This window comes from Acinetobacter sp. YH12142 (assembly GCF_013418435.1).
In the GTDB taxonomy this organism is placed as follows: domain Bacteria; phylum Pseudomonadota; class Gammaproteobacteria; order Pseudomonadales; family Moraxellaceae; genus Acinetobacter; species Acinetobacter amyesii.
On the sequence record NZ_VPCB01000003.1, the window covers coordinates 26,217 to 46,122 of the forward strand.

General features: G+C 37.6%; 16 protein-coding genes. 15 read left to right on the forward strand and 1 reads right to left on the reverse strand.

What is annotated here, in order from left to right; translation table 11 throughout:
• Positions 1-3 precede the first annotated feature (3 nt).
• From tssF to FTU77_RS03520, 9 genes are all read left to right on the forward strand, one after another.
• The gene (tssF, locus tag FTU77_RS03480; RefSeq protein ID WP_180005371.1) at positions 4-1,812 is read left to right on the forward strand and encodes a type VI secretion system baseplate subunit TssF; all 1,809 of its coding nucleotides are present in this window, start codon (positions 4-6) and stop codon (positions 1,810-1,812) included.
• A complete protein-coding gene (gene tssG, locus FTU77_RS03485; protein ID WP_180054651.1) occupies positions 1,776-2,768 on the forward strand; it encodes a type VI secretion system baseplate subunit TssG in 993 nt (330 codons plus the stop codon). Before tssF ends, tssG begins: the two co-directional genes overlap by 37 nt.
• A gap of 2 nt (positions 2,769-2,770) precedes the next feature.
• Complete coding sequence (locus FTU77_RS03490; RefSeq protein ID WP_180054653.1) at positions 2,771-4,216, forward strand: hypothetical protein; 1,446 nt, start codon at positions 2,771-2,773, stop codon at positions 4,214-4,216.
• A gap of 28 nt (positions 4,217-4,244) precedes the next feature.
• Complete coding sequence (gene tssM / locus FTU77_RS03495; protein WP_180054655.1) at positions 4,245-8,075, forward strand: type VI secretion system membrane subunit TssM; 3,831 nt, start codon at positions 4,245-4,247, stop codon at positions 8,073-8,075.
• 57 nt (positions 8,076-8,132) lie between these two features.
• Positions 8,133-9,092 (forward strand): type VI secretion system-associated protein TagF, encoded by a 960-nt coding sequence (gene tagF / locus FTU77_RS03500; protein WP_078190765.1) that lies wholly within the window; start codon positions 8,133-8,135, stop codon positions 9,090-9,092.
• A 20-nt stretch (positions 9,093-9,112) separates the two neighbouring features.
• On the forward strand, positions 9,113-9,859 hold the full coding sequence (locus tag FTU77_RS03505; RefSeq protein WP_306669385.1) for an OmpA family protein: 747 nt from the start codon (positions 9,113-9,115) through the stop codon (positions 9,857-9,859).
• 403 nt (positions 9,860-10,262) lie between these two features.
• Positions 10,263-11,891 (forward strand): long-chain-fatty-acid--CoA ligase, encoded by a 1,629-nt coding sequence (locus tag FTU77_RS03510; RefSeq protein WP_180054657.1) that lies wholly within the window; start codon positions 10,263-10,265, stop codon positions 11,889-11,891.
• A 241-nt stretch (positions 11,892-12,132) separates the two neighbouring features.
• Complete coding sequence (locus tag FTU77_RS03515; protein ID WP_180054659.1) at positions 12,133-13,020, forward strand: DMT family transporter; 888 nt, start codon at positions 12,133-12,135, stop codon at positions 13,018-13,020.
• Between the two features lie 263 nt (positions 13,021-13,283).
• Positions 13,284-14,582, forward strand: a complete 1,299-nt coding sequence (locus FTU77_RS03520) for an MgtC/SapB family protein (RefSeq protein ID WP_180054661.1) — start codon at positions 13,284-13,286, stop codon at positions 14,580-14,582.
• A gap of 23 nt (positions 14,583-14,605) precedes the next feature.
• Here FTU77_RS03520 and yddG read toward each other — a convergent pair whose 3' ends face one another.
• Positions 14,606-15,529 carry an aromatic amino acid DMT transporter YddG gene (gene yddG, locus FTU77_RS03525; protein WP_180054663.1) on the reverse strand — a complete coding sequence of 308 codons (924 nt, stop codon included), beginning with the start codon at positions 15,527-15,529 and terminating at the stop codon, positions 14,606-14,608.
• 265 nt (positions 15,530-15,794) lie between these two features.
• Here yddG and FTU77_RS03530 point away from each other — a divergent pair, with 265 nt between their 5' ends.
• The 6 genes from FTU77_RS03530 to uraH all read left to right on the forward strand — a co-directional run bounded on the left by FTU77_RS03530 (position 15,795) and on the right by uraH (position 19,906).
• Positions 15,795-16,190 (forward strand): hypothetical protein, encoded by a 396-nt coding sequence (locus FTU77_RS03530; protein ID WP_180054665.1) that lies wholly within the window; start codon positions 15,795-15,797, stop codon positions 16,188-16,190.
• A 303-nt stretch (positions 16,191-16,493) separates the two neighbouring features.
• Entirely contained in the window at positions 16,494-16,946 is a 453-nt protein-coding gene (locus FTU77_RS03535; RefSeq protein WP_180041450.1) for a GNAT family N-acetyltransferase, read from the forward strand.
• A gap of 370 nt (positions 16,947-17,316) precedes the next feature.
• A complete protein-coding gene (locus tag FTU77_RS03540) occupies positions 17,317-17,883 on the forward strand; it encodes a hypothetical protein (RefSeq protein ID WP_180054667.1) in 567 nt (188 codons plus the stop codon).
• A gap of 96 nt (positions 17,884-17,979) precedes the next feature.
• A complete protein-coding gene (gene puuE, locus FTU77_RS03545; protein ID WP_180054669.1) occupies positions 17,980-18,942 on the forward strand; it encodes an allantoinase PuuE in 963 nt (320 codons plus the stop codon).
• Between the two features lie 143 nt (positions 18,943-19,085).
• Positions 19,086-19,589, forward strand: a complete 504-nt coding sequence (gene uraD, locus FTU77_RS03550; RefSeq protein ID WP_180054671.1) for a 2-oxo-4-hydroxy-4-carboxy-5-ureidoimidazoline decarboxylase — start codon at positions 19,086-19,088, stop codon at positions 19,587-19,589.
• Positions 19,586-19,906: a hydroxyisourate hydrolase gene (gene uraH, locus FTU77_RS03555; RefSeq protein ID WP_180054673.1), complete on the forward strand. Its 321-nt coding sequence runs from the start codon at positions 19,586-19,588 to the stop codon at positions 19,904-19,906. Before uraD ends, uraH begins: the two co-directional genes overlap by 4 nt.

The window sequence follows — 19,906 nt, forward strand, 5'->3', positions numbered from 1 at the left end:
TCTGTGATTGAAGAGCTGTTACCGTATTACGAAAAACAACTACAGGAATTTGGACAACAGTCCCGTGAATTTGCCAGTAAATACCCCAAAATCGCCCAGCGTTTGTCTTTAAACCAAGAACAAATAGATGACCCGCATATTGAGCGTTTAATTCAAGCATTTTCTCTAATTTCTGCACGGATTGATAAAAAACTTGCAGATAGTTATGACGTTTTTACCCGTTCAATTTTTGAGGTGATGTTTCCTCAATATTTAAAACCATTTCCTGCATGTTCTGTGGTGAGCTTCGAAGATATAAATAAAATTAAGCAATTAACAGATCGACACGTTATTCCAAAGGCGACCAGTCTAAAAGCCAAAAGTACGCGTGGTGTTCAATGTGAATATCAGACGGTACAAGAAGTCACTTTATTACCGATTCAATTAAAACAGCTCAATTTCAAAACTCATCCATCGGCACATATGCATTTAAATCAAAATGCTACATTGAGCTTAGGATTTGAAATTTTTTCGAATAAGCACGCTTTACTCAAAAATGAAACTTTGCCGATATTTTTAGACGCTATTTCTAATTTTCCTTTACAGGTTTTAGATAGTATTTTTAAATCGACTACGAGTTTTTCGATTCGTGTGGGGCAGCACATTTTTGATATTGCCAATCCATTTGAAATTATGGGCTTTGATGAAGTTCAAAGTGTTCTACCTATCGATCAGCATACGCATCATGCATATCGTTTATTGATGGAATATTTTTGTGTTCCTGAAAAATTCAATTTTTTAAATCTAAATTTAGATTTCATTAAGTTTTTAAGTTTAGAACACAGTGAATTTGATGTTCAAATGCACTTTAAGCTTAATTTAAACGATCAAGCGGCAATTCGAAATTATTCTGAATTAAATGCTGCAAATTTTAAATTGTTTGCTACACCAATCGTTAATCTCTTCAATAAACAAGCAGAGCCGCAAAAGATTAATCATAAGCGAATGGAATATCCATTGGTGACAGATGCGCACCATCCTGAATATTTTCAGGCCTATAGCATTTTAAAAATGAATATGGTGCGTGAAAAAAGTAACCAAGATGAAGTGTATTATCCGGTACTGCCTTTTTTTGCAATGAGTCATTATCATCAAGATAAAGTCCAGTTTTTTTATAGTTTAAATCCGCAGCAGATGAAGAATAAACATCAGGAATTAAACTATTCAATCATATCTCGTGCTTTAGACCCGCATAGTACTCAGTCCGATTTTATTAGTACTGAACTTTTGTGTAGTAATCGTGAGTTACCTTACGAAAGTTATAATAAAGATCAGAATGCATTAACACTGAATGATAGTAATTTGGCACGTCGTGCTCTGATGCTCAAACGACCGTCGTTACCGTATTATTTTGAGCAAAATAAACAAGAACAGTGGCGGGTCATTTCACATTTATCTTTGAATAATATGTCTTTAATGAAAGGCGATGCGGTCTCTCATATTAAAGAACTTTTGGAATTGTATAATTTACCTAAATCAAAAGAAAACCAAATTATTATCGACTCCATAAAAAAGATTCAGTTTTCTACTACGCAGAAACTTGTGGATAGTAAACCATTTCCATTATTTGTCAGAGGTTTAAAAGTACAGCTCGATATCGATGCGGATATATTTAGAGGACATAGCCTATATATATTTAGTCAATTGCTGGCCCATATCTTTAATTTAAAAGTCAATATGAACAGCTTTGTCGATGTCTCGGTTTTTGATGCAAATAGTCAACAGGAGTTATACCAATGCGTGCAGAACGTTGGTGGCAAGAAAGCTCTGTAATTGACGGACTTTTCCAAGAACCGAAAGCCTACGAGTTTGTTCAAGCCACTCGTTTGTTAAGACATGCACCTTATGGAGCGGCTCAAGTTCACTGGGCAAATGACTTTGAGTTTAATAGTTCACTTAATCTGAACTTCCCGAACACTGAAATTGAAAGTTTAGAGTTCAACGATGAGAAAGTTGAACTGACAAATTTAATGGTAGGTTTAACGGGTATTCAAGGTGCATTACCTTATAGTTATACCAATAAGATTAAGCTCAGCGGGCGACATCAGCGACACGAAACTCAAAAGTTTTTAGGGCTGTTTAATCATAAATTAACAGCACATTATGTTGATGCCAGTTTAAATTATCATTTACCTATTCGTTATGAAATCGAGCAGGATAATCACTATCTTGATATTTTACATGCATTAAATGGTTATATCCGTAGCCAGCATGATCAGCCTGATTTAGATGATTATTTTGCAGAGTTTTCAGGTTTAATGCAGGGACAAAACAATACAGCGTATGCATTAAAAACCATGCTGAACTGTATCTTTAAGCAGAATTTTGATATTCGAGAATTTATCCCTGAAACTTTTGTATTTGAAGAAGATCAGAGAACATGTTTAGGTGGATCTCAGCCGAGCTTATTGGGGCTGAATACTTTTTGTGGTGAGAAGATTCAACAGATTGACGAAAAAATTGAAATCGTGATTGGACCTTTAAATCATGAAGATTATTTAACATTTTTACCGAATCAGGCACGCAGCCTAAAATTAAAACAAATGATTCAAACTTGGTGCAGTCCAACATTAATGGTGGATGTGCGCTTAATTTTACAAAAAGAAGAAATAAAACCGGTGTGTTTAAATTCTTTGAGCGGAATTGGTTTAGCTCAGGGAGCATTTTTACAGCCGAATAAACAGGTCGATAATACAGAAACCTGTTATGCCTTAATGGGGAATTTATAATAATGCTGAAATTAATAATTGGGACCTTTAGTACGCTTTTTGTTTTGTGTACTGCTTTCGTGATTTTTTACTGGCGAGATACAGGCTATGACCCGACAGCTTTTGATCTGGTCACCTATTTTCTAATTCTTCCTGTCGCTTTATGTGCAATTACTTTGTCTCCTTATTTGATTTATAAGAGCATTCAACATCAAAAAGAAAAAAAGCTTGAAGCTGAAAAACGTGCCGAGGAACAAGCTGAGCAACAACAACTTGAGGCCATTGAACAAGCAAAACCGAAGCCTGTCGATGTACAGCAATTTCGTTTAAATGTTTATTCTTCAGCGGCTTGGCATAGTTTTGGTGAAAATGAACAAATTATCCAAGATATTCAACAATTCAAAAGTCCTGAACTTGATGATAAATTATTCAATGCATACGGTTTGCCTGTTCTTTCATTTCGAATCAAAGATTTAGATGAACTTACTAGTGAAGAAGCAGATGATGAATTTAGTGCCATCACCATGCGTGAAAAAAGAATCCAGTCACTTATTCAGCAACAACTAGAGCAACACGTAGAAAGTCTATTTTTAATCGCTGAGCATCTGAAGCAATCTGCACTCTTTTATGATAGTGAATTGGCATATCAGTACCGTATGCATCCGGGTTGGGTGGACCCAGACTATACGCAAGATGAACATCCAGAACATTTGGCGAACAATGCACAGCAAGTTTCACGTTTAAATCGTTTAAATGTTCATATTTTACTTGCTGATAATTTGATTCATCAATGGAATGATGATTATGCCCAAATTATTCAGCAGTATCTATCTGACGGATTTTCGATCATTCCTGAACAAATTCATATCGAGCCACATTTTATCGGCACTCAAGTCGCTTATTCAGAATGGCTAAATATTTTAGAGATGATTTCAAAACAAAAGTCTGAAGTCAGTTTGATTCTCAATGCTGACTCTGAAATCGACCAAGAATGGATTGATGAAAAGATGTGGCTACAAGAAAAATACATTGCTGCAGAGTTTACATCGAGTTGGTGTTTGGCTGCTTCAGACGTTCAAGTTCGAGGTTTAACTCCAAATAAAGTGCTACAAGTGGTGGCACATGAGCCTGAGTTGAAACGTAATTTAGAGCTTAAAGCACTGAATAATTTAGATCAGTATGATCAAGAACAACCCTTTTTATTGATGTTAGATGATGCAACGGATATGAAAGTGGTGAAAAAATTACAGTATAAATTTAATGAAACCGCGATTGAAACCTATCATTTTTTATATACAAAACAGAATCTTGGAAATACCCAGCAATTGGCAAAAATTTTTGGATTCATGTTGGGTATGCACTTGCCAGAAGAGTTAACTGCCATGATTTATAGCACAGACCAAGAATCGACATTTGCTTTTATTCAAGCATTTTCAGTAGAAGATGAACTTGAACAAGAAACTGTTTAATTAGAATTAAGACGAAATTGAGAACATTGTGAACACACTATTTTATACGATCCTCGGTTATGTTTGGCAGTACGTCACCAATCCTAAAGCGATGGTGGCTTTGTCATTTTTTGTGGCCATTGTGGCTATGCATAATTCGATTCCACAAAAGACTTTTTACATTGTGGTTGCTGTTTATATTCTCGGATTAATTCTGTGGGGTATTTATGAATTAGTGCAGCATTATCGTCATAAACAGCAAGGCGAAGAGCTAGCTGAGGCGATTGCCAAAGATAATGAAGCTGAATACGGCAAACAAAAGAATAAAGAAGAACTTGCCCTGATCAATCAGCAAATGAAAGGCTCGATTCAACTTATCCGTAAATCAAAACTCGGCGACAAAAAGGGTAATGCAGCCCTATATGAATTACCTTGGTACATGGTGATTGGTAACCCAGCAGCGGGTAAAAGTTCAGCGATTTATAATTCTGGTCTTAGATTTCCATTTGAAGAAACTCATCAGAAAATGGTGTCGGCAGGTCTAAGTGGTACTCGTAACTGCGATTGGTTTTTCTCTACAGATGGTGTCTTACTCGATACCGCAGGTCGATATTCAGTTTATGCCGAAGACCATTCAGAATGGTTAGGTTTCTTAAATATTCTCAAAAAAAACCGTTCTAAAGCACCAATTAACGGTTTAATCGTGATTGTTTCTGTGGCGGAGCTTGTTAGTCAAAGTCCTGAAAAATCAATCAAATTAGCCAAAAACTTACGCGCACGTATACAGGATTTGACTGAACGTTTAGAAATTTTTGCGCCAGTGTATATCGTTTTTTCAAAAATGGATTTGATTGCCGGCTTTACTGAATTTTTTGATTGTTATGATAAGGATGAATTTGATCAAGTTTGGGGTGCAACACTGCCTTATGATCCAGACTCATCTGAGCATGCCGTTGAGATGTTCGAAAAGCATTATTCAATTTTATACGATGGTTTGAAGAGCGTCAGTACTACGCACTTGAGTCGTCGTCATTCGCAAAATATTTCTCCAAGTGTAATGACATTTCCACTTGAGTTTAAAAGTTTAAAGCCAGTGTTAAAAACTTTTATTGGTACGTTGTTTCAAGACAACCCTTATCAGTTTAAACCGGTATTCCGTGGGTTCTATTTCACCAGTGCGTTACAAGAAGGTGTGATTGAAAGTCCAATGACCGAGCAAATCGCTGAAGACTTTCATTTGGTGAAAAGTACGGATAGTGAGTTTGGCATTCCTACGAATTCTGTTTCGCAAGACCATGGTTATTTCTTAAAAGGACTCTTTTCAACCGTCATTTTAAAAGATAAAAATCTGGTTAAACAACATATCAATCCTGCACGTAAGCGTCAGCGTTTTATGGCATTTATTGCTGCATTATTATTGGTTGCTGTGGTGCTTGGATTATGGGTTTGGTCGTATCGTAATAACCAACAACTCGTGGCTGAAGTTCAGGCAGACCTAGACAAAGTTGTACAAATGGAAAGCCGTAGCGGAAGTGAGCTTTCGACTCAATTGGATGCATTGCTGATATTACAAGGGCATTTACAGCAGCTCGATCATTTTGATGAAGATCGTCCTTTGAAATATAGCTTTGGTTTATACCAAGGGAATAAAATTCGTGAAAAACTCAAAGTTGAGTATTTACGAGGTATTCAACAAATTGTATTGGCACCATCTCAGCAAAATATGGCGCAGTACTTACAGCGCGTTAAAGCCAATGAAGCGACGTTGAAAGAAAATCACGTCAATGTGCAAATCACTCAAGCTGTGAAATCAAATCAGCCCTATTTAGAACCATCGGATACTAATCCTCAGGATGCCTACAATGCACTGAAGGCGTATTTGATGATGAGCAATCATAAATATATGGAATCGAGCCATTTGAGTGACCAAGTTACTCGTTTCTGGCGTTCATGGTTAGATTCAAATCGTGGTCAAATGCCACGTGGGGAAATGATTCAAAAAGCAGAACAAGTTTTATCTTATGCGATGACTTTAGCTGCTGATCCTGCGTTCCCGCAAATGGAATCTGATCCTTTATTGGTTGATCAAACACGTCAATTATTGACGGCTGTTACCATGGGTATTCCTGCACGCGACCGCGTTTATAATGAAATTAAAATGCGTGGTTCGGTACGTTTCCCTGCGGTGACAGTGAAGCAAATATTAGGTGAAACAGGCCAAAACAGCATGTTGGGTAGTTATGCCTTGCCGGGTATTTTTACTTACCAAGCTTGGAATGATTATGTAAAAGATGCGATTAACCAAGCTGCGAATAATCCGACGGATACTCAAGATTGGGTACTCAATACCAATCGCTCTGATGACCTGACGTTTAGTGGTAGTCCAGACCAGATCAGTAAACAGTTAACCGAACTTTATAAGCAGGAATATATCGCTGAATGGCGTAAATTCTTAAATGCAGTACATTATGGCAAGGGTGCTGATGTTGCTCAGCAGTCACGTTTTATCGATATTTTAGGTGAACCTGAAAATTCGCCAATTCGTAAAGTGGTCGACCGTATAGCGAAAGAAACCAGCTGGGATAATCCAATTGTTCAAGCAGAACTGGCTGCGCCTCAGAAAGGTTTTATTGCGTGGTTTAAACGTAAAGTCCTCAGCCGTGATGATGCGCAGCAGGCACAGCAAGTTGCTTCTAAAGCCGGTCAAGGTGTTATTGCAAAAGAATTTGATGTGTTCTATCAATTGGTTCGTAAGCGTGATGATCAGCAAAACAAATCTATTTTAGATGAATACATGCTGTCTTTGAGTCAAGTGCGCAGCAAGTTCAATGACTTGAAGAGTGGCGGTGATATGGGGCCTGCAAGCATGACATTGGTGAAACAAACCATCAATGATCAAAGCTCTGTCTTTAATAGCACGCAAAAATTTGTGGATGAAAAAATGTCTGTGGGTCTGAATGAATTAGACCAGCAGTTGATTCAAAAGCTCTTTATGCAGCCGGTGACCCAGTCATTTGAAGTATTACTGATCCCAGCTCAAAACGAAATTAATAAGTTATGGGCAATGCAAGCGTATCAACCATTTACAACCAATCTTGCACCTAAATATCCATTTAATAGCAATGCTACTTTACAAGCGACCAGTAATGAAATTAGCCAAATTTTTGGTGAAAACGGAAGTATCGCTCGCTTTGTAAAAGAATATTTAGATCCATTGGTGATTCGTCGTGGCTATACCTTAACCACGAAAACATGGAAAGATTTGGGCATTGGTTTAAATCCACAATTCGTAGCGAATTTCCAACGCTATGTTGCGCCAAGTAATGGCGTTGCTACAGGGGAATTGAGTCAAGCAGCACCTGCGGCAACCAATCAATCGAACTTCCAGTTCTTCCCATTAGAAAATACACAGTTGCTTTCATATACCATTGATATTGATGGTCAGCGTATGGTGTATGAAAACGGTGTTCAGCAATGGGTGAACTTCGTTTGGCCAAATAAAGGGGCAATTCCGGGTGCACGTATTACTGCAATTGACTTGGAAGGTCAAACGCATACGATTTTTGATGAGCCGGGTGAATATGGTATTAACCGATTGGTTGAAGGCGCTCAGCGTACACAAAATGGTAATTCATTTGAAATGGTGTGGCGTAGCAAACAAAATCCAAAAGTGTTTGTTAAAGTGAACTTCCGTTTAATCAGTGGTAACGCATCTGGCCCAACTACAGGTTCAGGCTATTCAGGTATGACTCTTGTTGATCAAGTGGTGACGAATAAAGGTGTTCGTGTCGTCGCAGCGCAAACGATGCCTGCAGGACAAGCGCCTGTAGCGCCAGCGACTTCACCGATGAGTGTTGTACAAGGAACAGCAACACCATGATGATGAATTTAAAAATGAGAGCGGTGGCATTCGTGCAAAAGAACAAGGAGTGTGACAATGTATGAAGTGAGAACGACACCGCTGTATTATGGGAAATGTCCAGCTCGTGGTGACTTCTTAAAGAGCCGTGAACAATATTCACTGATTCAGTTAATCGATCAGTGGATCACGGAGGCGCTTGAGTTCGCTATGCGTTCAGACAATTTTAATGCAGCGTATAACTCACTGCCTTCATTAGATTTCTTTATTGCCAGTCCAAAAGATAAGCGTTTTTTGGTTGCCAATTTGATTAGCAGTGAAGACAGTTCAAAGCGTCAATTTCCAATGGTGCTCGCTCATCTGCTAGAAATCGATGATCCTTTCGATAATATTTTGTATGCACCTTATCGTTATAAACAAACCTTAATTGACTTATATCAGCGTAACCGAGTGATGCGTTCTATTCGCGATCCCGATATTTTGCTCGATAAATTAGGCAAACTGAATAACGAAATTCAAGTGTTCGGGACAGAAGAAACCTCTTCTTTTTATGAGCATCATACGTTGCATTCATTTGCACGTTTATTGAATTTTACGCCTTATCAGTTGGCGCAAAGCATGATTGGTCTCGGTTTGCTGCTACAACCGATTATTCATCAGGGCACGTCTCGGTTGAATAAAGTGTTGATCTTACCGATCAATAATATTAGTTACTGTTATGAAATTGCGGCTTTTTGGGTCAATTTAATTAGTCGCTTTGTCGAAAATCAAGATGCTGAATTACTCATTGGCATCCTACACAGTGATTCGCCAGTTTTACTGTTTGGTTTTCAAGGCGCTGATATTACAGCGCTGAGTGATGTATTTACCCAAAACATGCAAAGTGATCATTGGGTTTCCTTGATTGATGCTAGTTGGATTGATCCTTATCTTGAACAAAATGCAGGCTTAGCCGTTTTGGAACAGTCTTTGAGTGAGCGCCAGATCAGCCTTATTCATGGCATTAAACTTTTTAGACAGACTTTTATAGAAGAATAATGATGCAAAGAATCTTACCAATGTTGCCCAAATTTCTTGCGAGTGTGTACATTTTAGGTTGTTCGACTTTGCTTTGGGCAGAGCCTATTGTGATTGAAGGTGCTGTACCGAATGAAGCAACCAAGCAAGAAATATTAAATAAAGCCTATTTGACCTATGGTCAGGCAAATGTGGTTGATAAAATTCAGGTTCGAGCGGTTACAGCACCCAATGGTTGGGGCAATAGCGTAAGCCAAATGATTAATGATGACTTAAAAAAAGTAAAACAGGGGAAACTCTCTGTACGCGGAACGCAAGTCGATTTAAGTGGCAAGATGTCAAATCAAAATGATATCCAACCAACGACCACCAAGTTTCAGTCTTTGGTCACAGCACCTTTTCGTTTCAATGCACAGCTTTCTGTCAATCAGGCTGAACAGGCTATTATTGATGCGGCTTTACGTAATCGTATTATCGAATTTGAATCGGGAAGTGCTATTTTAGCGCCATCTGGGGTACAGATCTTAGATGAAATGGTTGTCGCACTGAATCGCGTCGGTGGGAAAAAAGTACGAATTATTGGTCACACAGACAGCTCGGGGAATCCTGAGAAAAACTTAAGTTTAAGCCAAGATCGTGCTAATGCAGTTAAAAACTACCTGATTTCAAAAAATATTGCAGCGGCGAACTTAAGTACTGAAGGGATGGGCTCAAATAAGCCTGTAGCAGACAATGCTACGCCTGAAGGCCGTAAGAAAAACCGTCGTATTGAGTTTGAAGTACTGTAACTTTTTCAACTTAACTGCAACGGCTAATGCAATGAATGAACCCAGTGTATCTAGACTGGGTTTTTTTATGCCAATTGACTCAGTCGATTATTTGATAACTGAAAACGACATTTTTAAAGCAGCAATGTTATAACTAAATAAGACTATATTTTGAATAGGTCTAAAGCTTTAATTTTTGCATTTTATACCACTAAAGCATTCATATTTTGAGCAATAAAACAGTGGATTCTAAAATCAATTAAGGTTAAAACATAAGAATCAGTTTTGGATATGCGTTTCATATCTACTGCTTTAACCTTGTCGATAAAGAATAATCACTTTTGACATGGTGCAAAGTTTTAAAAAATCTGCAGGACAGTGCGGAAAAACAACAACTCAATATGGATGAATGTGGGAGCAAAGAATGCTTGGTAATATGATGTTTAAACCGCTTTTGATTAGTAGCATGATTGAACATGCGGGTCGCTATCATGCGGATAGTTTAGTCATTTCAAAAAATACAGACTCGACGATTACGAAAACCACTTGGGGTGAAGTCCATAAAAATTCAAAACGATTTGCCAATGTTCTTGCATCACTCGGTTTAAATTTAGGGGATCGTGTTGCGACCATCGCTTGGAATAACCATCGTCACTTAGAGTCTTGGTACGCTATTTCAGGTAGTGGTTATGTATGTCACACCATTAATCCACGTTTATTTCCTGAACAATTAATTTTTATCATCAATGATGCCGCAGACCGCGTCATGTTATTTGATAAAACCTTTTTGCCTTTAATCAAAGCAGTAAAACCATTATTAAAATCTGTTGAACATTTTATTTGTTTAGATGGACCAGATGCAGCGATTGTTGAAGCGGTGCCCGATGTGAAGTTTTATGACGAACTTATCGCGGGGCAATCTGCAGACTATACATGGCCAGAATTAGATGAATTATCGGCTAGTTCTTTATGTTATACCTCGGGTACCACAGGCAATCCTAAAGGTGTGTTGTATAGTCATCGTTCAACAGTCTTACACAGTTATGCGATTTGTATGCCAGATTCATTAAATATCTCAGCGCGAGATATTATGATGCCTGTTGTGCCGATGTTCCATGTCAATGCATGGGGTACGCCATATGCTGCGGCTATGGTGGGTTGCACCTTAGTGCTGCCAGGCCCAGGTTTAGATGGAGCAAGCCTGACGCAAATGATTGATGACTATAAAGTATCCGTTGCATTGGGTGTTCCAACGATTTGGCAGGGTTTAATCAATGCTGCGCAACAAGCAGGTAGTCAGCTCGAAAGTTTAGTGCGTAATGTGGTTGGTGGATCTGCTTGCCCACCTGCGATGTTGAAAGTGTTTAAAGAGCAATTTAACTGTGAAACGATTCATGCTTGGGGCATGACCGAAACCAGTCCATTAGGTTCTTCAAACCAGTTTAAAGCCAAACATTTGTTATTATCTGAAGAAGAACAATTACAAGTGCGTTTGTCACAAGGTCGTCCACCATTTGGGGTCGATTTACGTATTACCGATGAAGAAAACGGTACACACGAAGTTGCACGTGATGGCGAAACGACGGGTAATTTGCAGATCCAAGGGCATTGGATTATTGGCAATTACTTTGGCAAAACAGAGTCTGCATTAACCTCAGATGGTTGGTTTGATACCGGGGATATTGCAACCCTGAACGAAGATGGTTTCTTAAAAATTAGTGACCGTTCAAAAGATTTGATCAAATCGGGCGGTGAATGGATTTCTTCCGTTGAGTTAGAAAATTTAGCTATGGGACATCCTAAAATTGCTATGGCGGCAGTGATTGCAGTGACCCATCCGAAATGGGATGAGCGTCCTGTTTTGATTGCAATTAAAAAGCCAGATGTCGATTTATCTGATACAGAAATTTTGGATTATTATGCAGATAAAGTTGCTAAATGGCAGGTGCCAGATAAAGTGATTTTTGTGGATGCTATTCCTTTGAGCGGAACAGGTAAAATGCTGAAAAAAGATCTACGTGAGCAATTTGGTGCTGTACTACTTGAAAGCTAACTTACTGTAAGTTACCAACTAAATATTGGTAAAGAGCAAAACGCAAAGGTAACATGCCTTTGCGTATTTTTATAAAAACTTAAATTTTGATAAATACCATATTCTTAATATGAGGTTTTTAAATAAAATTTTTTCAATGAATCCATAACCAAGTTCAATGAATAATCTAGCCGTGTTAGGTCGCATTCAATTCAATAAAAGCGTAAATTGATGAGGCATCCATCGTTAAACCACCTTTCTTATGTTTCCAGTTTGGATCTTGTTCACTTTAATGGCTGCTTTTATGCAGTCATGGCGCAATGCATTTCAAAAGCAACTCAGTACCACTGTTGATGTGTATGGTGTCACCCTTGCTCGGTTTATTTTTGGACTCCCATTTGCCTGCATTTATTTATTTGTACTGTACCAACAACAGCCTGTGAGTCAGGTAACCACATTTACACCTATGTTTTGGGTCTATGTGGTGATTGCAGGACTAAGTCAAATTTTAGCGACGATTTTAATGGTCTTGCTTTTTAAACAAAAGAATTATGCCATCGGCGTCGGTTTAGCGAAAAGTGAAGCCATATTTGCGGCCATTGTTGGGGTGATTTTCTTAAGTGAACATTTAAGTTTATTTGGTTGGATTGGTGTTTTGGTTGGTGGCATAGCCGTTTTTCTTTTAAGCAAAGGTTCTCAACGACAAAAGTTATCTTTGCCAACTTTATGCATCGGTGTAGGGAGTGGATTAAGTTTTGCCATTACCTCTTTATTGGTTCGTGAAGCCAGTTTAGAGCTAAGTGATTTACCGACTTTGCATCGTGCGGCGTGGGTATTGTTGAGTGTAATTGGCTTTCAATGTGTGATTATGCTGTTGTACCTCAGTCTATTTAGCCGCAAAACGCTCATTGCCATGTGGGATAGAGTCGGTCTAACATTTCGCGTTAGTGTCTGTAGCTTTCTAGCATCCTTGGGCTGGTTTACTGCTATGAGTATGCAAACGGTTGCGATTGTCAAAACCCTAGGTCAAATCGAAATCTTATTTAGCCTCTTAATTTCTGCATATTTCTTTAAGGAAAAACTCGCAAGAACCGATCATTGGGGTTTAGCCCTAGTGGTGATTGCGGCGATTATGGTGATTTGGGCTTAATGTGTGCTTTAAACAGACATGAAGGTAAAAAAGTCAGATTTTCGAATATTTTTTTTAATTAAAAGATGAGAAATATTTGATGTCCACTAGGATATTTATCATGGAATTGTTTATGATTTAAAGTATGACTAAACTTTGAACATGATTGAAAATTCTCAAGTTGTTCAATTTATATGTTTTTTTCAAATTTTAGCGTTAAATTTTTATATTATTTTTTATTTATATTGCCAAAATAAACAATGTATTGATGGGAGGGCTTAAATTTGGAAATACTCATACAAACATTATCCTTCCCAGCGTTGTTAACTATTTTAGCTTCGGCTTTAGGCTGTGGATTGCTCATCGGTTTGGAGCGTCAACGTAACAACAATTTGGACAGTGAACAGAGCTTTGCCGGTTTACGCTCATTTACCATTTGTGCGCTGTTTGGAGCATTGTGTTTTTTAATCCATTTAGCTGTTGGTGTAATCGGTGCAATTGTCGTCAGTATGTTTAGCTATTATGGATTAAGCCAGCAAAAACAAGATATTGGCACAACCACAGAACTAGCTTTTGTTATGACCTATTTAATCGGCGCTGCTTGTGTATTTAATATTCCATTGGCTGCGTGTTTGGCTGTGGTGTTGACCCTCATATTAGTTGGAAAAAAAGGCTTACATCATTTTGCAGCACATTGGATCAAAGACTATGAGTTAAGAGATGGTGTATTTTTACTGGCATTGATCCTAATTGCCTTACCGTTAACGCCGAATCAAGCCTATTGGGGTTCAGTATTAAATCCCTATGTGATTTTAAAATTACTGATATTGATCTTGGTGGTGCAGTCATTAGCACACATTTCCAAGCGGCTATTATCCTCTGATAAAGCCATTATTTTATCGGCCTTGGCATCAGGTTTTGTGTCGAGCACAGCAACAATCGCAAGCTTAGGTATGGAAGTACGAGCAGGAAAAGCCAGTGCCAAAAGTAATGCAGGGGCAGGACTTTTTTCATGTGTTGCGACATTGGTTCAACTTTTGATCATTGTCCTTGGGGTGAGTTTTGCTTGGTTTAAAATATTAGTTATACCAAGTATCGTCGGCATCTTGATATTGGTCCTTGCTGCGCTATATCTGATTTATGGCTCATCTCCAGTTCAGCATAATAAAGAGTCAGAACCCGAAATGCTTCATGTACAGGCGAATGAAACAGTGCCGTTAGAAAATACTGATAGTCGAATGTTTAGCTTAAAACAGGCGGCAATCATTGCCATCACGCTTACTTTGATCCAAGCACTTGTTTATGGATTAAATCTCGCTTTAGGTGATAAAGGCTTAATTTTAGGGACATTATTAGCATCACTCTTTGAAGTCCATGCAGCTATGGCAACCGTGGTGATGCAAGGTAATATCGATAATTTGACACTGGTTTATGCTGTGGTGATTGGATTATCAGCCCATGCGATTTCAAAATGTGTGAATGCATTTCTCACAGGTGGCTGGAAATATTTTCTATATTTTGCACCAACACAGTTACTTCATATGCTGTGCCTAATCGCGGTTTTGCTATTCAGTTTAAGATAAATGAGCCAAGTGACTGCTTCTTATTATTCATGGCGCAATTGCATTAATCTGGCTTTAATTTGTGGCCAACTGGTTGAAATCCAACATACCAGCGAACCTAATGTCACCAAAATGGCACCATGCCAAAAACTTAAACTCAGTGGTGTCTGTAATATAAACATTGAAATAACCGAAGAAAAAATCGGACTAAAATACGATAAAGTCACCAATATCGTAATATTGCCTTTAATAATACCTACATTCCACGCTGCATAACCCAAAGCGGTTACAATGGACACGATTAACATATACTTACCGGTATGTAAGTCTACGGCAGGCATTCGCGGAATACCGTGAAATATCAACATTTTTAGCCATAGCATAATCGTGATCACGACGAAAAAGAATGAAATAGGGTTATGTCCAAGACTGTATTTACGTGTAATCACACAGTAGAGTGACCATAAACTCGCTCCCATAAAAGCAAGAAAATAGCTTAATGGATTAGACTGAATGTTCGTAAAGACTGTAGACCAGTTAAAACTTCCATTACCCGTTTGGATCAAAATGATGCCACCCAAACAAATGGCTAAACCAATGATTACGAAAAAGTTAAATTTTAATTCTTTAAATAAAATTAACGCGGCAATTGTCAGACTCGGCCATAAATAATTGACTAAACTGATTTCAATCGCTTGTTGAGCAGTTTGAGCCAAAGCAATGGCATACGAAAAACACAACTCATAAATCACAAATAAAAGGGTGGCGTATATCAAAAATTGGCGCGGAACCAGTTTAAGGTTTGGAATTTTAAATAAGAGCAATAGAATAATTGCGCTCAAGGTATACATAAAGAGCACAGCAAGATCAGGGCTAATACTGAAACTAATTTTCTTAAGTAAACCAACAATAGAAGACCATTGTAAGATTGCACTGAATCCAATCAGCGTTGCAAGATTTTTGGACATGATTGCTCGAAGATTTCGCAAATGGCGAATGAATTTTTAATTTTTATTATAGTCTTTATTCAGTCGTTTAGTATAAGCGTGAAATTATCAAACTCTATTTAATTAAAAAGATTTAGAGCTCGTCGTACGTCAAGAGCAGCATGGCGATGAACTAGGTTTAGGTTCTGGTTTATTAACGCACGATTTAAAACTTGGACAATGTATTCATGCCTATATTCGTGCGAATCCAAATTTTGACTTAGCAGAGGGCGTTAAGTCGGCAATTATGATTGGCAATGGCTCAGGAATGGCGGGTTTGCTTTCACATCTTAAGCAACGTGTCGCAACGGTGCACTATCAAAACAGGTTTATTTATGGTGAACGTCAACATGCTTTTGATGCAATTTTTGCTGATGAACTGCATGAATTACAAAGCCAAGGTAAAATTGCAGAAATCGATCGGGTATTTTCTCGTGATGGATTTGCTGAAAAGTATGTGCAAGATGTCCTAGTTGTAAAAAAAGCTGAATTGATTGATTGGCTAGAGCAAGGGGCTTGTCTCTATATCTGCGGCAGTTTGAATATGGCCAAAGCGGTAGATGCCACTTTGCAAGAGATACTGGGCATTGAACAACTGCATACACTGCGTAAAGCAGGTCGTTACCGCCGTGATGTGTATTAAAAATAATGGCTATTCAATAAATAAAGTAAAAAATCCTCCAAACGTGGGGATTTTTATGTTTTCTGAATTCATTCAGCATTTATGCCTCACATATATTTTAAAATTGTGCTGAAAAATATTTGAATGACAATTGCATATTGTATGTACAACATCTACTTTAAATTTAGCTGAAGTAACTTTTAAACGTATTGAAAAATAACAGCTAAAAGTGATAATTCATTAAATGACTCTTTTAAGAAAGTTTATTTTCTTTGACGGAGGAAGTTTAAGGATTACTTTTATAAAGAGAACAACATGCTAAAAATGATCATACGCCCAGCCTGTGTAGAGGATGTTGATGGAATCGCGGCAGTCATTGAACCATTTGTCGATGATGTTATTTGCAGTGAAGAAGGTCGTGAGCGCTTTAAGCCCCACATGCTCAAACATATTTTTGAGCGTGATTTAATCCATTATTTTGTTGCTGAAATAAATCAAGAAATCGTTGGCAATGTAGCTTATGTGCATCCTGCACATCTCATGCATTTTTTCTTGAAACCTGAATATCATGGCCAAGGTTTTGGACGTCAAATGTGGGAGTTTATAGAAAGCGTAATAATGCAGCATGAGCCTGAGCATATTACGGTAAATTCGAGTTTCTATGCTTTAGAAATTTATAAAAAATTTGGCTTTGAGATTGTAGGTGAATTAACTCAGCAATGGGGAATTCACTACATACCTATGAGAAAGCAGGTAACTAAACCTATAAAACATTGAAAAATATTAAATCTTATTTAAAAATCATTAAATAAAAATTAATTTTCCAGAGCATGATGAGATAGTTTTACAAAGACATTTCATCATGACGCTTTAAATTTATCAATAATTAAGTATAGTTATACCATTAAAAAATTACTAGATTAAACAAACAATGAGAATGCATATTTTTTTAAATTCCTTACTTACGATGTATTGTTCAATTTCAATATTTATGGTCATTTTTATATATTTTTTATCTAATTGGCAAATATGGGAAAAACATTTTACATTCATTAGTTTAATATCATTCTTAATACTGGCAATTTGTTTTTACTTTAAATATAACGAAAAATTGAATGATGGTAATATTTTATTCAAGCAGTTGCCAATGAAAGTACAACTACCAATAAGAACTTCAACTATATTATTTTTAAACCTAAATTTGGGTTTTATCTTATTTATATTGGCAGTGCTTACGATAGTAATTACAGCTAATATATGGTTTTTTACACTTTGTATTTTTATTATTTGGAATGCAATAATTTGTCATCCTCATATTTGGTTTGTAGATTCAATTGATTTAAAACAAGATATAAAGAATAAAACAATTGAATTTGAGAGTCTAAGACAGGATAAAGGTGATTTTGAATATTTTAATGATGGTTTCACATATACTATAATTGGGCCTGAAATAAGCACAAAAACTATATTATGGAAAGATATTCAAAGTATAGATGTCGTACGCCAAAATATTGGAACCATTGATGAGATTCAACTCTATATATTGTGTTCAAATACAATCATTTATATTACCGAAAATACACAGGGTTATTACTATTTCATTGATCAACTGCATCAGAATTTTCCAGAAATAGATGAAATTTGGCAAATTTCAATCATTGCAGATGATTCAGGGCAACCATTCAATATTTTAAAAAAAGGCAATGGTCATTGATATGAAAAGTTATTTAGCCGTCTACGATATTGGCGTATAATTTGCTTGCTTCTACCTAATTTTTTACTGTTTGATATAACAAATTAGGAAGTTGAAGTGACTACAGGCTACTTACGCGGGCAAGACTTAATTGACCAGATCCAACAACAGGATTATTCCAGAGACCTAATTGGATATCATGGCGATGTACCTCAAGTCGTATGGCCTAATCAGGCACGTATCGCAGTGCAGTTTGTGTTGAACTATGAAGAGGGTGGAGAAAACCATATCGAACATGGGGATGCAGGATCAGAACAATTCTTATCCGATATTATTGGAGCGGCCAGTTTTCCTGCCAAACATATGTCGATGGACTCGATGTATGAATATGGCTCCAGAGCCGGTTTTTGGCGGATTCATGAAGAATTTAAAAAACGTGATTTACCCATGACGATCTTTGGCGTTGGTATGGCTTTAGCGCGCAATCCTTATATCGTCGATGCGATCAGACAATCCAACTATGATGTCGTTTCACATGGTCAACGCTGGTTACATTATCAGGATATGCCGATAGAGCTAGAACGTCAGCACATGGATCAGGCAATTAGTGTGCTTGAAGCTTTATTTGGAAAGACGCCTATTGGCTGGTACACAGGGCGTGACAGTCCCAACACACGTCAGCTATTGGCTGAATTTCCGCAAATTAAATATGACTGCGATCACTATGGTGATGATTTACCTTTTTGGAGTCGTTTGACAAATGAAAATGGTCGAACCCGTCCACATTTAATTATTCCTTATACACTCGAAAGCAATGATATGAAGTTTTGTTCACCGGGTGGTTTCAACAGTGGTGAACAATTTTATCAATACCTTAAAGACGCTTTTGGTGTGCTATATGCAGAAGGTGAAAGCGCGCCAAAAATGTTATCGATAGGGATGCATTGTCGTATTTTAGGGCGACCAGGCCGTTTTAAAGCACTACAACGATTCTTAGATTATGTGCAATCACATGAAAAAGTCTGGATCTGTCGCCGTGGTGATATCGCGGAACATTGGTATACACATCATGCAGTCTAGTAAAAAAATATTTGGATAAAGAGGAGCTTAGCTCCTCTTTTTTTAGGCCTGTACTTAGGTAACTGACATCATAGACCTAGGTTGGCACTGATATTGCAAAACTAAATTTGAACAATCATTCAATAATTTTAGGCGATTTTATAGTGCAACTTGTTGAATTTAATAAAGCATCCGAAGCAGATGTAAAAACTTTTTTAAAGCACTGTGTGCAAATTGAAGGCTGGGCAGAACATATTGTAGCGCAGCGTCCTTATACCTGTGTCACACAAATCATAGAGCAAGCAGTAAAAGCTGCAAATGCTTGGACTTGGGATGAAATCAAAAATGCTCTAGATAACCATCCACGGATTGGTGAAAAAAAGGCACAGGCAGAATTAAGTTGTTTGGAACAACAATTTTCTAATCGAGAACAGTCTGAAATTTCAGCAGATGAAGAAACTCAATTTGCATTGCTCAAAGGCAATATCGCGTATGAGAAAAAGTACGGATATCTCTTTTTAATCAAAGCTTCAGGCCTCAGTAGTGAAGATGTACTGCAGGCGCTGCAATATCGATTATTGAATGATCCTGAAACTGAAAAACGAATTGTTCATCATCAACTGGCTGAAATTGCCTTATTAAGATTAAAACAGGAGCTTAGCGCATGATTAGCTCACATATTTTAGATACCAATCTAGGCAAACCCGCAGCGAATGTCAGCATTCAATTATTTAATGCGAAAGGTAAGTTACTAGGTTCAGCCCAAACCAATGCAGATGGTCGCGTCAATGATTTTGCGCTGAAGGACTTTACAGCAGGTGCTTATAGCCTTGAATTTGCGACTGCTGAATATTTTCAGACTTTAAATACCGAAACCTTTTTTCCAAAAGCTGTGATTCATTTTTATGTAAAAGATGCCTCACAGCATTTTCATATTCCTTTACTCATCAGCCCATTTGCATATTCAACGTATCGCGGAAGCTAA